Below are 12749 nucleotides of genomic sequence, written 5' to 3'. Positions count from 1 at the left end.
ATCAAACGATAAGTCTGACATAAATGACCGTTATGAGCACTGGAATTACACGACAGATCGTCCTCGATACCGAAACCACCGGTATGAACCAGATTGGCGCCCACTACGAAGGCCACAAGATCATTGAGATCGGTGCGGTTGAAGTGGTGAACCGCCGCCTGACCGGGAATAACTTCCACGTTTACCTGAAACCGGATCGGCTGGTGGACCCGGAAGCGTTTGGTGTACACGGAATCGCAGACGAATTCCTGCTTGATAAACCTACGTTTGCCGATGTGGCCGATGAGTTTCTCGACTACATCCGCGGTGCGGAGCTGGTCATCCATAACGCATCGTTTGATATCGGCTTTATGGATTACGAATTCGCTAAGCTCAGGCGGGATATTCCGAAGACAAACGAATTCTGCAAAATTACCGATAGCCTGGCGCTGGCGAGGAAAATGTTTCCTGGCAAGCGCAACAGCCTTGATGCGTTATGCTCACGCTATGAAATAGACAACAGTAAGCGAACCCTGCACGGCGCATTGCTCGATGCCCAGATTCTGGCCGACGTTTATCTGATGATGACCGGTGGGCAGACCACGATGGCGTTCTCAATGGAAGGTGACAGCCAGCAGCAGAATGACACGGGGATCCAGCGTATTGTGCGACAGTCCAGCAAACTACGCGTTGTTTTCGCCACTGATGAAGAGTTAGCGGCCCATGAGTCGCGCCTTGACCTGGTGCAGAAGAAAGGCGGAAGTTGCCTCTGGCGGGCATAGTTTGTACGTTTTCCGTATGGAAATGACCATTCGGGTGATTTTTGCAGCAAACGATTAAAAAACGTGAGAAAAAGCGTTGACGAGGCGTGAGGCAATCCGTAATATTCGCTTCGTTCCCAAGTGGAACACAACGCGGAGTGGTAGTTCAGTTGGTTAGAATACCTGCCTGTCACGCAGGGGGTCGCGGGTTCGAGTCCCGTCCATTCCGCCACTATTCAGAAAGCCTGAATCAGAAATGATTCAGGCTTTCGTCGTTTTAGCCCGCCAACAATAATAATCTCATCATCACACTTTATCGACCACGTCCGTGCTATCGGGCAGGCAACACATCAGGTCATCCTTAACCCGACGCATATCCAGGGGCAGATCAACCTGCGAAGTGATTCATCACGCAGGCGAAGCGGGGTGAAAAGTTATCGCCGATAAGCACCGTTTCTTCATTCAAGTGCTTTAGCATATACAGCTTGTCGGCACGTTCGTAAGCGTCGAAGAAGAGATAATCGACAGCATCCGTTGCTTCATCATCGGGGGATTTTTCACGTCCGTTGGGAGTGAGCATGAAAACACCGGCGGTATGGCCGAGTGGTCGGGCATAGCGAAAGAACAGTTTTCGGTTCACAGCAAACTCGCCATCATCACTTTTGAGTTTCCCTTGTACTGACAATGAAAGGTGTCCGGAGTTGTAGCTGGTAATCAGCATTATTCCATGGAGTACCTTTTTTGTATCCTGGATGTCGAGTATCGACGTGAATTCCGAGGAGCAGGAAAAACTGATTTCTTGTTTTTTCGCATTCCCGGCGATAATAAAAAAAGCGATAGCCGCCAGCCCAAAAATGGCAATCACGACTGACCATAGTAAAGGAGAGTGATCGCTTTCTTGCTTCATATCATTCCTCATGATGGCGATACTGGCTGATGCAATGGTAATAGCCGAGGTTCAGCCCGCATTCAGCGGCAAACGACCACTCAACCAGATTATGGTTGCTCGCCCAGGTATTGAGATACAGATCTTTTGGGTACGAACAGTCGGGGTTAATGCCCACGGACTTGAAAATATCCAGCGCTTTCTTTTCGGTTATGGTATCGGTGAGGGCGTTTCCTAATATATGTACACGGCATTGTTCATAGTCGATAGTCCGCAGGATAGTCGCGTCCGTCATGGCGATTTCATTGGGAATCCATGTTAACCACGCTGTCGCCAGCACGGCGATACCGGTAATTAACGCGGTTATCGCCACAGGCCAACGGCTTTGTTTCTTTTTGTTGAGCGTCGATGCAACATTGGCAATTCTGGCGGGAGCTTGCGCTTCTTCCAGTTGCTGAATATTGATATTAGCGTCGCCCATCCGAAATCCCATCCGCGGAATTGTGACGATGAGTTCTGCAGGATGACCCGTAGACGTTATTGCTTTGCGCAGAAATGAAATGTGCTGATTGAGATTCGCATCCGTCGCTCTGGCGCCATTATGCTGAAAAACATTCAGCAGAATTTCATCACGCGAGGATATCTCTTTACCATTTTGCAACAAATAGAGCAGTAATTGTGTTGCCACATTATTTAATGTGGCCATTTCACCAGATGCCAGGTCTTTTAGGGTATTTTTATGTGGTCTGAAAACTAAGCCATCACCAATAATTACGGATTTAATTTTGTTTATTGGTATATGAGAAATCACTGATGTCTCCTTTAAAGCAGGATATCTCGCATTCGAGTGGGTGAAGCAATAGCATAACATAATTCATTTATAAAAAATGGTTGTACCATAGATCGCTTTATTAATATTTATATAACAATATTTTAATATCTCTTATAGAATCCTCTTTTCTCCTTCCTCTCTTTCACTATCTTATTGTCATTACTCGCTTTTGATATCCAATTTCATTTTTACAAAAATTTCATAAATACATTTTGCCTGTTGTTCTGGCTAAATAAAAAAATAGTTGATAGATAAAAACTCTATAAAAATGCTGAATAATAGATATTAACACTGACTATGTCGTGATTTTTGGCGGTTTTTTAGGTAAACGATCGCTGTGCAGACAGTGTTACAACATGATTCCCTGAGTTTGATTAATACCGGATTTTTGCATTGTGTCATTTTCCCGTCGACTTAATATAAGCCCCGAAACAGCGTAAACAACTGTGGACGGTATTTCGGATGGAATACCAATGAAGTTCAAAATACGGGGCGGCTTGAGATGGATTGTTTGCAAGGATATGCGCTACCGCCACCTGCAGATCAGGATTTTCCGGACATAAATTATCTGCGGAAATAGATCTTCGGAATAACTAAAAAACAGATATAAGGTTAAGTAGTAATATGAAAATGAAAAACGTGGCTGTGGCCTGTGCGCTGATGGCGGGAATGACTTTTACTGCCTCTTCTGCTTTTGCTGCAAAAAATGTCGAACCGACTAACGGTAAAATTCACTTCACCGGTTCTCTGGTTAATTCCGCATGTGGTCTGGCACCAGAATCCAGCCCGGTACAGGTTAATTTTGGTGAGATCCCAACTTCCCAGTTAAAAGACAACCAACGTGCTGGCGTTAAGCATGCCAAAATCGTTCTGCAGGGCTGTGATACGACCGTCGCGAAAACAGCCACTGTGACTTATACCCCGGCAACGATTGATACAGACAACAACGCACTAGCTGCGTTTACCTCTGGTACTGCAAAGGGCGCGGGCATCGGTATGATTGACAGTGGCAACCAGGACGTGGAATGGGGTCAAGCCGCCTCTCAGGTCAACATTACCGATGGTGAAACCGACATTGATTTCGTCGCTTACCTGCAGGCAAACAACGCATCTGCCGCGGTAACCCCAGGTGATTTCGAATCTACCGTTAATTTCCAGATCGACTACCAGTAACGATCTGCAGCAGGCGCATTAACGCGCCTGCTTAACCCTTCCTGCGAATAACTGAAAGGAAATGCGGTGATGCCTGGATGGCGAATTTTACTGCTTTTTATCTTCATATCGCCTGCATGGGTTTTGGCTGACACCAATCGTCTTGTCAGTACGCCTGGCAAAATGCGCATGCACGGAAATATTATTGAGGCTGCCTGTTATGTCGATCCACGCGACCGGTCGCTACTGGTTGAATTTGATGATCTCTCAGCCAGAGATATTTCCGGAAAACCAGAGAAAGTATCAGCGCATGATTTCAGCATTCATTTGTTGGGATGTTCATTAGGGGATTCTCAACACCCCGGGAATCTGTTTCAACGTGCCAATATTACCTTTTCTGGCGCACCGGATAGTGACAATCCAGATTATCTAAGCGTGCAATCGGAAACTGAAAATTTAGCGATAGAAATATATGACAGCAACGGACAGCAAATTCATCTGGGTGAGCCATCACCGGACTATGTGCTTAATCCAGGGAAAAACACGCTCAATTTTACGGCTTATTTGATCTCCCGCGACGGAAGAATGACATCTGGCGAATTTACTGCGGTCACGCATTTTGTTGTGAATTATCTCTGAGCTGCACTGCAATTCGGGTATCTGAAGGTTTGCGAACGAAAATGATCACGCTGAAAACAGATAAAAAACGTCTGGCGCTTTTTATTGCTCTGGTCTGTGCCTCTTCATGGGCTGAAGCGGATGAGGCCATTGAATTTAATACCGACGTACTGGATGCCAGCGACAGGCACAATGTCGATTTGCAGCGTTTTTCCGAAGGCAACTTTGTGACTCCCGGAGAATATCTGCTGGATGTTCGTATTAACAGCCAGGAGATTCCACAGCAGTCGATCCGTTATATCGTCGATCCTGCCAACCCGCATAAATCCATGGCATGTCTGACCCCGCAACAACTCGAATTACTGGCGCTCAAAGAAGAAGCGCTGGCCTATATTCATCCGATTAGCGCGACCTGCTATGACATTTCCCGCCTGCCGGGTGTGGCGTTGAATAATAGCGCAGGCGTACTGGACATTATCGTGCCTCAGGCGTGGATGAAATATACCGATCCAGACTGGACGCCACCGGAACGCTGGGATAACGGCGTCGCGGGGCTGATTTTTGACTACAGCGTCTCGGGCCAGGCCACACATTATGAACAGGGCGGCGATCGTTATCGCTCTCTGTCTGGCTATGGGCAGACAGGTTTTAACCTCGGCGCGTGGCGATTTCGTGGCCAGTATCAGGCCAATTACGCTTCGGATGATAATCGCGGCCGTATCGACTGGGATCAGATCTATGCCTATCGACCGTTGCCGATGCAGGCTGCAAAACTGACGGTCGGCGAAATCTACCTGAATTCCCAGGTTTTTGATTCGGTGCGTTTCACCGGGGCTAACCTCGCCAGCGACGAGCGTATGTTGCCACCGAATTTGCAGGGCTATGCGCCTGAAGTGCACGGCATCGCCCGCAGCAATGCGAAGGTTACCGTCAGTCAGCAGGGCCGTGTTATCTATCAAACCACCGTTCCTGCAGGGCCATTTAATATTCAGGATCTGCACGGTTCGGTACGCGGCACGCTGGATGTTCGCGTCGAGGAGCAGGATGGCAGCGTACACACTTTTCAGGTCAATACAGCCGATATTCCTTATCTGACGCGCCCAGGCTATGTGCGCTACAACGCCGCGGTCGGGAAGCCATCGCGTTATAACCACGACGTTCAGGGGCCTGCGTTTTATAGCGGTGATTTTTCATGGGGGGTCAGCAATGCATGGTCGCTGTACGGCGGCGCGCTGCTGACTGGCGATCGCTATAACGCCTGGTCGATGGGGATTGGGCGGGACTTGAGCTGGCTGGGGGCGCTGTCGGCTGATGCGACGCAATCCGTGAGTCGGGTAAAGCATCAGGCTGAACAAAAAGGCATGTCTTTTAAGCTCAGCTACGCCAAAACTTTTGATGAGTACAACAGCGCCATCACCTTTGCCGGTTACCGCTTCTCACAGCGTAACTTCCGCACTTTCTCGCAGTTTCTCGACGAGCAGTATGAAAATAACAACAGTGCCGGCAACGAAAAAGAGATGTACACCATCACCGGCAACAAAACCTTCTTTGCTGACGATCCACTATTAGCGACCACGTTGTACCTGACCTATACCCACCAGAACTATTGGGATCGCGGTTCCCAGGATCGTTACGGATTATCGATGGGGCACAGCTTTTCATTTGCTGGCATCCAGGGGATCAGCGCCAACGTTGCGGCTTACCGCTCTGAGTATCAGGGCAAACGAGACGACAGTCTTTCGCTTTCAATCTCGGTGCCATGGAGCGATGGCCGCTCTATGGATTACGAATTGCAGAACAGCGGCAACCAGACCAGCCAGATGGTTTCGTATTCCGATAACCGCGACCGTAACAATCCGTGGCGTTTGCGCACAGGGGTTTCCGGTGAAGGGCGTACGGCGTTTGATGGCTATTACAAGCACCGCAGCATGATGGCGGAACTGGAATCTAACGTCAGCTGGCAGCAATCACGTTATTTCTCCGTGGGCGGCACGATGCGCGGCGGCTTTACCGCGACGCGTCACGGTGCGGCGCTGCACAACAGCCAGGCGTCGATGAATACCGCCAGAGTGATGGTTGATACCGACGGGGTGGCGAACGTGCCGCTGAACGGCGAACAGGCGCACTCAAACCGCTTCGGTATTGCCGTCGTACCGGACGTCGTTAGCTATCACAGCTTTGATACCCGTATCGATGTGGACGCAATGGACGAGGACATTTCCGCGACTAAAGCCATCGTGACCAACACCCTGACGGAAGGTGCGATTGGCTACCAGCATTTTGCCGTGGCGCAGGGGCAAAAAATGATGGCGCTGCTGCGCCTGAAGGATGGTTCGGTACCGCCGTTTGGCGCCGAAGTGTTTAACGCTAACGGCGTTAGCGTCGCCATGGTAATGGAAAACGGTATGGCCTGGATTGCGGGTGTGAATCCGGCTGAGCGTCTTTCCGTTGCCTGGGCTGGCCGTGCGCAGTGCCACTTACAGGTGCCACAACAAATCAACCCGGAAGGTAACGTGCTGTTGCCTTGTGAATAATTTCAATAACCTGAATGAATTTTGTCATGAATAATCAAGCTTTTTACTCCGTGCAGCGTTGGCTTAAACCCGTGGCCTGTGGCCTGCTTTTGATTGCCGAGATCAACACCTCATGGGCGGGTATTGCGCTCGACCGTACCCGCATGATCATCACTGGTGATGCGCGCTCAGTTAGTGCGAACTTAACCAATACCAGCCCGAGCATTCCGTTTCTGGCTCAGTCGTGGGTGGAAGATGCCAACGGAACAAAAATTACCTCGCCGCTAATGGTCTTACCGCCGCTGCAACGAATTAACGGCGGGCAAAAGGGAATTGCCCGCGTGACGAAAACCAGCGGGATCAACGCTCTGCCGCAGGATCGCGAGAGCTTGTTCTACCTGAACGTACGTGAAATTCCGCCTAAACCGGATAAGCCGAACGTGCTGCAACTGGCGATGCAGTCGCGCATCAAATTGTTCTACCGTCCGGCCGCCATTGTGCCGGAAACGCCGGGCGCCGTGTGGCAAAACCAACTGGTCTTTCACAAGCAGGGCCAGCGCTGGAGTGTGGATAACCCAACGCCTTACTTCGTCACCTTAATCGGCTTAAGCCGCAAGCCAGAAGCGCAGGGAGGCGGCAGATTGACCGACTTCCCCGGCGTTATGGTCTCACCAAAATCCTCTCTCGATTTCAGCGTCACGGACGGCAGCGTCAGCCAGTTCAGCATGATGTACGTGAACGATTTTGGCGGTCATCCCGAACTGAAATTCAGCTGCACAGGCAATGTATGTAAAGCATTGCCGATGGAGCAACAGCCCCGGTAACAGGAATCGTAAATGAAAAAGATGCTTTGCGCCCTGCTGATGGCGGGCATGGCCTGGCAGGTTCAGGCCACCAGCGGCCGCCAGGATATGAGCAACGTGTCCGGTGAGTATGGCAACGTCCGCTTTCACGGCCGGGTCTACGTGTCGCCGTGCGTGCTGGATATGGCCTCACGCGATCAGACCATCAATCTTGGTGATATTTCCGCCAGTCGGTTTCGCCAGGGCGGCGATCGCAGCGAACCGGTGTTGGTCACGCTGTACCTGAACGGCTGCTTAAAGGGCTCTGGTCATACCCTGAGGGATTTCCCCGGGCAGACCAGCGAAATGCCTGAGCTGGCGCACAGCACGGTGGAACGTGGCGTTTCGATGACGCTGATGGCCGAAGGCGCGCCGGAAAACAGTGACCTGGGGCGTATTCGTGGTGATGTGCGCGGCGCGGGCATTCGGCTACTGACCGAGCGTAATCAGCTGATCCATCTGAACCAACCGCAACGTATGTGGATCCTCAAACCAGGCGATAACGCCATTCACTTTCTGGCCACGCTGGAATCTTTTGGGCGAGAGGTGACTGCCGGAGAATTTAACGGCCTGGTGAGACTTAAGCTGGAGTATCTATGAGCGTATTACGCAAAGCGCTGTTGTGGGTTGCCCTGGCTGGCTGTCCACTGGCCGGGCAGGCATTTACACAGGGGGAAGGTGAGCCGGAGGGCGGGTCGCCGCATCAGTACGATATCGAATTGAGCTCGCTGGATGTCAGTAAAAACCACGTGGGTGGCAGAACGGATCCGTTTACCTGGAACCTGGGCAGTTGGTATGTGGTGAATTTCTATTGCGAGCAGGCTGACATCTCCCGGTCGCCGATTTACTACACTACCACGACTACGATGCCGCCTTCAAATCAGGGGGCGAACCGTTTTCGGCTAAATGAGTATCTGGATGTAGAAGTGCAGGTGTGGGTTGCCGGGGGCTATAAACAGTATGTTCAGGCGCCTTTTACCAACGTTTCAAACCGCAACAGCAATAACACTTGCAAAAAGCGCAAGGGCTACACGCGCGCCACTAACGTTGAAAGTGGTTCAAAAGGGAAAGTGACGTTTATTGTCACTAAACCCATTATCAACGGCATCAATATCACTTCCCAATCGCTGGTGGAGGTAGCCGGGCGCATGGGGAGCGCGGGACCTACGCCCACTACGGCGATTTCCCGTGTGGTGATTAAATCCGGGCTGATTACCGTACCGGATAAATGCACCTTCAACCGGGGAGACAAAATCAGTATTGAGTTTGGCGATCTGCCAGGATCCGCTGCCCGGCTCAATGGCACTAACTACAGCAAGTCGATCCCCATTCATGTTGTTTGTGAAGGCGGCAGCTTCGATCAGGGCGCGCTGAACATTAATCTTGGCGTGCAAACTACCACGGCGTCAGGCACGGCGGGGTTCAACGATCATCTCATCGGCACGCTGAGCGGCGGACAAAAGCGCGACGATCTCGGCATTATGCTTAAAGACGAGAGCGGTGGCACCGTCGTGCCCAATCAATTCTATAACGTGAAAGGTTTTTACCAGAATCAGGGCGACTGGAATCTCACCGCTGCACCGGTGGCAAAGCCGGGCGTGGGAAGCGTTAAGGAAGGTGAGTTTGAAGCCTCTGCCACCGTTGTTGCGCAGTTTCAGTAGGGGGATGCCATGAGATGTTCGGCGTTATTCGCGATCGGTGTGTTACTGCTTGGCCGCATGGCGCAGGCCGACACCAAACTGGTCGGCGGTGATATGTATTTTCACGGCACTATCAGAGCGCTGGCCTGCAGCCTGGCACCAGGAGGTGACAAAATCGAGGTCGATTTCGGGCAAATCGCGACGCAGGATCTCTATCTTTCGGGGCGCAGTAAGCCGGAAAAATTCAGCATTCAGCTACGCGACTGCAACCCCGAGGTTTTTCGCGGGATCTCGGTCACTTTCAGTGGTAGTGAGGATGCTGAACTGGACGATCATCTGGCGCTGGATAGCAGTCAACAGGGCGGCGCGACAGGGATCGGTATTGGGATGAGCGAAGAGGACGGCACGGCAATTCGCCTTGATGAGAGCACGTCAGTCAAAGAGATAACTGCAGGCTCGATGACGCTAAATTTTTGGGCGTGGGTCGCAGCAGAGCCGTCGGCGATAAAAAATCAGTCTCTCGAATACGGTCCGTTCAGCGCCAGCGGAACCTGGACACTGAACTACCAGTAGCATGATGAACGCACTGAATCGTATTGCCCCGTTGCCAGCGCAGAAATTATTGCTCGTTATTAGTCTGTTTTTCTGGTGTGGGGTAATGCATCTCTACTGGCCGAATAACGGCGGCAGCGGTCTGTCGTTGCCGCTTAATATTACGAGCTGGATTTATGCCGTTGTGCTGGCTGCAAGCGCATCAGTGCTGGTGCCTCGTCAACGCTGGCGCATCACTGTCCCCGCCACAGTTTTTTCGATGGGGGCGCTCATCCTGACGCTGCTTTGTCTGCTGACGCCTGGCGTCTGGCAGTTCGAGGCGCAGCTGGTCGCAGGGGCGCTGCTGGGAGGCGTGCTCGTCTATCTGGTGACATTGCAGATTCCGCTTGCGGCAAACACCCTGACGGTACTGCTGACCCTGCTATGGGGCGCGAGCGTCATCGAATGTCTGGCGTTTTTGTATCAGTACTGGCATTTGCCGGGAGTTGATTACTGGGAGTTTGCCTGGCGACGCGGTACGCGGCCCTACGGTATTTTTCAGCAGGTCAATCTGATGGCCAGCTTCACTGCATCTGGTGTGCTGCTGTCAGCTCCGCTCTTTTTACGGCTACGCGACAGATATCGAATTGTCATAGGGGTTGCTCTGGTGATGATGGGCTTTGTGCTGCATGAATCCCAGTCGCAAACCGGCTATGTGTCTGTGGTGGTAGGTGAAGTCTTGCTGCTGGTGGTTTTCCCGGCGCAACGCCGTATGTTGTTGCTACTTCTGCTGCCGCTGGCGTTAGGCATGGTGGCGGGCACGCTCGCTCGCCATTTTTTGTCCGTTGCTACAGTCGATCACCTGACCACTTCCCAGGTGCGCTGGACGGCGCTTAAAACGTCACTGGCATTATTTGCCGAACGCCCGTGGACGGGGTGGGGCGTGGGCAGTTTTGCCGCCGTGTTTCTCGAACGCGCGGGGCCGTTGGGGCTGAGCAGCATCTCGCATCCGCACAATGAGCTGGTGCTGTGGCTGGTGGAGGGCGGCCTGGTTGGGCTGGCGGGGGCGCTGTGCTTTATTACGGGAGGCTTCTGGCTGTGGATGCACGGAAATCGCTGGCGTCGCGCCTGTCTGGTGGCGGCGCTGCCGGTGGTCATTCATATGTTGACGGAATACCCCGTCAGGCAGTCAACACCACATTGGTTACTGCTGATCCTGCTGCTTCGTTGTGCAGATAGCCCGCTAAAAGTGGCTCGCCTGACGCTTACGTCGACGTCGCTGATTCGTGCGCTGGCATTGATCTCGTTTTTAACCTTCACGCCATTGTTGCTTCTCTCACTGCACACGCAACAGCAGTTGACGCTGGCGGAGCGACAATCAGCGCAGTGGCGTCTGGCCGAGTCGCTCCCGGTAGGAGGCTGGCTCCTTGCCCCTCGCTACCGGTTTGATGTTCAGATGGGGTATCTGCAACGGTATCAGCGTTCCCGGGACGCTCGCTGGCTGGAAGCGGTTCGCCGCTGGGCGCCTGACTATGTGCGTGTTCACCCAGACCCGAATGTCTCCTTCACGCAAATCTTGCTGGCGTTACAGCAGCGCGACCTACCTGAGGCGCATCGTCTGGCGACGCGCTTTTACCTGACATACCCGAACGATCGCCGTATCCCGTGGCTGCGGGATGTACGACGTCCTTTCAATCAAAAAATGGAATGATATGAACAGATTCAGCGAACAGACCCGCCCTGGGCCAGAGCTTCCCCGCAACGCCGAGCTGCTGCGGATCACCGGGATCCGTTTGCAGCGCATCCATTTTTTTGATGATGCATCGCTGGATGTATGTGAGGTGTTAAGTCAGGTACGCACGCCGCTACCGCTCGATCTTTTTTTCAAGCACCTTTCCATCACCGCAAAACAGCAGCTATTTCTGTGGCAAATGCGGCAGGTACTGGCACTCTCAGGAAGTTATTCGCTGAATTTATCCGTCAGGATGCTGACCTGTCTGTCGTGGATTGCGCAGCTCGCCCGACAGGCGCATCAGGGGCGGATTGTTATCGAAATACAGGATCCGGGCACCATGATGCGACTGGAAAAGGCAGAACAGCAGGCTGTATGCATTGCCGTCAAAACCCTGGTGCGTCACGGGTTTCGCGTGTGGCTGGATGATGTTTCGCCTGAGCTATTTTTTGTCTGGCGACTGTCTGGCATCCGTTTCGATGCCATCAAAATTGAAAGCGGAATGTTTCATCAGTTCAGGACGTCGGAGTGGCAGTTGAGGGTACTGGTCAATCAATTTCGCGGGCTGGGAGAACGGGTTGTGATCGAGGGGGTGGAAACGCCGCAGGATTACGCCATTTGCCGTATGAGCGGCGCAGATGCTGTGCAGGGATTTTTGTTCGAGCAGGAAGTATTACCGAAAGGCCTGAATCATTGCTGATTCAGGCCATGGTCATTATTCGCTCAGCGTCTGTGCGATATCTTTTTGCACCTGCTGGCGCTGTTCTGGGGTCAATACTTTGTTCAGGTCGAAATAGTATTTCACGCGGTAATAACGCGCCTGCTGTTCAATATTGCTGAACGCGGAAAGCTGTTTTTTGACGGCGGCTTCATCCCATTTCCCGGACTTGATGACGTCAATCAACGCGCCGTCTTTAACATCCTTCACCGATATCTGGCTAACGTTGGTTTCAAGCTGCTGGTGCAGTTTTTTAATCTGCGCAACCTGGTCAGTGCTCAGTTTAAGGTGCTGAACTACCGGGTCCTGAGCTGGTGCGGGTACATTGGATACGTTTGCTGCAAGCGTGCTAAAAGAAGCGCCAGCCACGGTTGCCGCCAGCAAAGTCATGCGTACGAAGTTCTTCATTTCGGGATCCTGATAAGGGAATTATTAACATTGTCTGTCACTCGCTGGAGACGAGTGATTATCCTTTGCAGAATACGATGCCCGAAGCATGTCGCCACGCGAATTTGTTTTGCGGTTGGTTACGGAGTGAAACAATC

The 12749-nt window shown here is 52.1% G+C and carries 13 protein-coding genes and 1 tRNA gene; 11 read left to right on the top strand and 3 right to left on the bottom strand.

Annotated elements, in window-relative coordinates; all coding sequences use genetic code 11:
* The first annotated feature begins 32 nt into the window (after positions 1-32).
* Both dnaQ and HV345_RS18860 read left to right on the top strand, forming a co-directional pair.
* A complete protein-coding gene (dnaQ, locus tag HV345_RS18865) occupies positions 33-761 on the top strand; it encodes a DNA polymerase III subunit epsilon (RefSeq protein WP_029139417.1) in 729 nt (242 codons plus the stop codon).
* Between the two features lie 134 nt (positions 762-895).
* Positions 896-972, top strand: a tRNA-Asp gene (locus HV345_RS18860).
* A 156-nt stretch (positions 973-1128) separates the two neighbouring features.
* Here the strand turns inward: HV345_RS18860 and HV345_RS18855 are convergent.
* Together HV345_RS18855 and HV345_RS18850 are read right to left on the bottom strand one after the other, a co-directional pair.
* Positions 1129-1647, bottom strand: coding sequence for a hypothetical protein (locus HV345_RS18855; protein WP_016155747.1), 519 nt, complete (start codon positions 1645-1647; stop codon positions 1129-1131).
* A gap of 1 nt (position 1648) precedes the next feature.
* On the bottom strand, positions 1649-2332 hold the full coding sequence (locus HV345_RS18850) for a winged helix-turn-helix domain-containing protein (protein ID WP_223307926.1): 684 nt from the start codon (positions 2330-2332) through the stop codon (positions 1649-1651).
* A 750-nt stretch (positions 2333-3082) separates the two neighbouring features.
* On the opposite strand from HV345_RS18850, the gene HV345_RS18845 reads away from it, so the two are divergent.
* The 9 genes from HV345_RS18845 to HV345_RS18805 all read left to right on the top strand — a co-directional run bounded on the left by HV345_RS18845 (position 3083) and on the right by HV345_RS18805 (position 12186).
* Positions 3083-3631, top strand: a complete 549-nt coding sequence (locus HV345_RS18845; RefSeq protein WP_016155749.1) for a fimbrial protein — start codon at positions 3083-3085, stop codon at positions 3629-3631.
* A 69-nt stretch (positions 3632-3700) separates the two neighbouring features.
* Entirely contained in the window at positions 3701-4249 is a 549-nt protein-coding gene (locus tag HV345_RS18840; protein ID WP_181636707.1) for a fimbrial protein, read from the top strand.
* Positions 4250-4290: 41 nt separating this feature from the next.
* Positions 4291-6762 (top strand): fimbria/pilus outer membrane usher protein, encoded by a 2472-nt coding sequence (locus tag HV345_RS18835; protein ID WP_016155751.1) that lies wholly within the window; start codon positions 4291-4293, stop codon positions 6760-6762.
* Positions 6763-6788: 26 nt separating this feature from the next.
* Complete coding sequence (locus HV345_RS18830; RefSeq protein WP_046275745.1) at positions 6789-7565, top strand: molecular chaperone; 777 nt, start codon at positions 6789-6791, stop codon at positions 7563-7565.
* A gap of 12 nt (positions 7566-7577) precedes the next feature.
* Positions 7578-8183 carry a fimbrial protein gene (locus HV345_RS18825; protein ID WP_181635922.1) on the top strand — a complete coding sequence of 202 codons (606 nt, stop codon included), beginning with the start codon at positions 7578-7580 and terminating at the stop codon, positions 8181-8183.
* Complete coding sequence (locus HV345_RS18820; protein WP_181635921.1) at positions 8180-9244, top strand: fimbrial protein; 1065 nt, start codon at positions 8180-8182, stop codon at positions 9242-9244. Before HV345_RS18825 ends, HV345_RS18820 begins: the two co-directional genes overlap by 4 nt.
* A gap of 9 nt (positions 9245-9253) precedes the next feature.
* Positions 9254-9796 (top strand): fimbrial protein, encoded by a 543-nt coding sequence (locus tag HV345_RS18815; RefSeq protein ID WP_181635920.1) that lies wholly within the window; start codon positions 9254-9256, stop codon positions 9794-9796.
* Position 9797: 1 nt separating this feature from the next.
* Positions 9798-11465 (top strand): O-antigen ligase, encoded by a 1668-nt coding sequence (locus HV345_RS18810; RefSeq protein ID WP_181635919.1) that lies wholly within the window; start codon positions 9798-9800, stop codon positions 11463-11465.
* Between the two features lies 1 nt (position 11466).
* Positions 11467-12186, top strand: a complete 720-nt coding sequence (locus tag HV345_RS18805; protein ID WP_181635918.1) for an EAL domain-containing protein — start codon at positions 11467-11469, stop codon at positions 12184-12186.
* Between the two features lie 15 nt (positions 12187-12201).
* Here the strand turns inward: HV345_RS18805 and HV345_RS18800 are convergent, their stop codons facing one another.
* Positions 12202-12612: a Spy/CpxP family protein refolding chaperone gene (locus HV345_RS18800; RefSeq protein ID WP_016155758.1), complete on the bottom strand. Its 411-nt coding sequence runs from the start codon at positions 12610-12612 to the stop codon at positions 12202-12204.
* Positions 12613-12749 lie beyond the last annotated feature (137 nt).

Source organism: Citrobacter sp. RHBSTW-00986 (assembly GCF_013783065.1).
Classification (GTDB): domain Bacteria; phylum Pseudomonadota; class Gammaproteobacteria; order Enterobacterales; family Enterobacteriaceae; genus Citrobacter; species Citrobacter braakii.
The sequence above is the reverse complement of the archived record's forward strand: the minus strand, read 5'-3'. Positions and strand labels throughout refer to the sequence as shown.

Bases quoted from the DNA above. Each gene is read 5' to 3' on its own strand.
- HV345_RS18820 (WP_181635921.1), top strand. From the start codon at position 8,180: ATGAGCGTATTACGCAAAGCGCTGTTGTGGGTTGCCCTGGCTGGCTGT.
- HV345_RS18840 (WP_181636707.1), top strand. From the start codon at position 3,701: ATGCCTGGATGGCGAATTTTACTGCTTTTTATCTTCATATCGCCTGCA.
- HV345_RS18835 (WP_016155751.1), top strand. From the start codon at position 4,291: ATGATCACGCTGAAAACAGATAAAAAACGTCTGGCGCTTTTTATTGCT.
- HV345_RS18850 (WP_223307926.1), bottom strand. From the start codon at position 2,332: ATGGCCACATTAAATAATGTGGCAACACAATTACTGCTCTATTTGTTG.
- dnaQ (WP_029139417.1), top strand. From the start codon at position 33: ATGAGCACTGGAATTACACGACAGATCGTCCTCGATACCGAAACCACC.
- HV345_RS18855 (WP_016155747.1), bottom strand. From the start codon at position 1,647: ATGAAGCAAGAAAGCGATCACTCTCCTTTACTATGGTCAGTCGTGATT.
- HV345_RS18845 (WP_016155749.1), top strand. From the start codon at position 3,083: ATGAAAATGAAAAACGTGGCTGTGGCCTGTGCGCTGATGGCGGGAATG.
- HV345_RS18805 (WP_181635918.1), top strand. From the start codon at position 11,467: ATGAACAGATTCAGCGAACAGACCCGCCCTGGGCCAGAGCTTCCCCGC.
- HV345_RS18825 (WP_181635922.1), top strand. From the start codon at position 7,578: ATGAAAAAGATGCTTTGCGCCCTGCTGATGGCGGGCATGGCCTGGCAG.
- HV345_RS18810 (WP_181635919.1), top strand. From the start codon at position 9,798: ATGATGAACGCACTGAATCGTATTGCCCCGTTGCCAGCGCAGAAATTA.
- HV345_RS18830 (WP_046275745.1), top strand. From the start codon at position 6,789: ATGAATAATCAAGCTTTTTACTCCGTGCAGCGTTGGCTTAAACCCGTG.
- HV345_RS18800 (WP_016155758.1), bottom strand. From the start codon at position 12,612: ATGAAGAACTTCGTACGCATGACTTTGCTGGCGGCAACCGTGGCTGGC.
- HV345_RS18815 (WP_181635920.1), top strand. From the start codon at position 9,254: ATGAGATGTTCGGCGTTATTCGCGATCGGTGTGTTACTGCTTGGCCGC.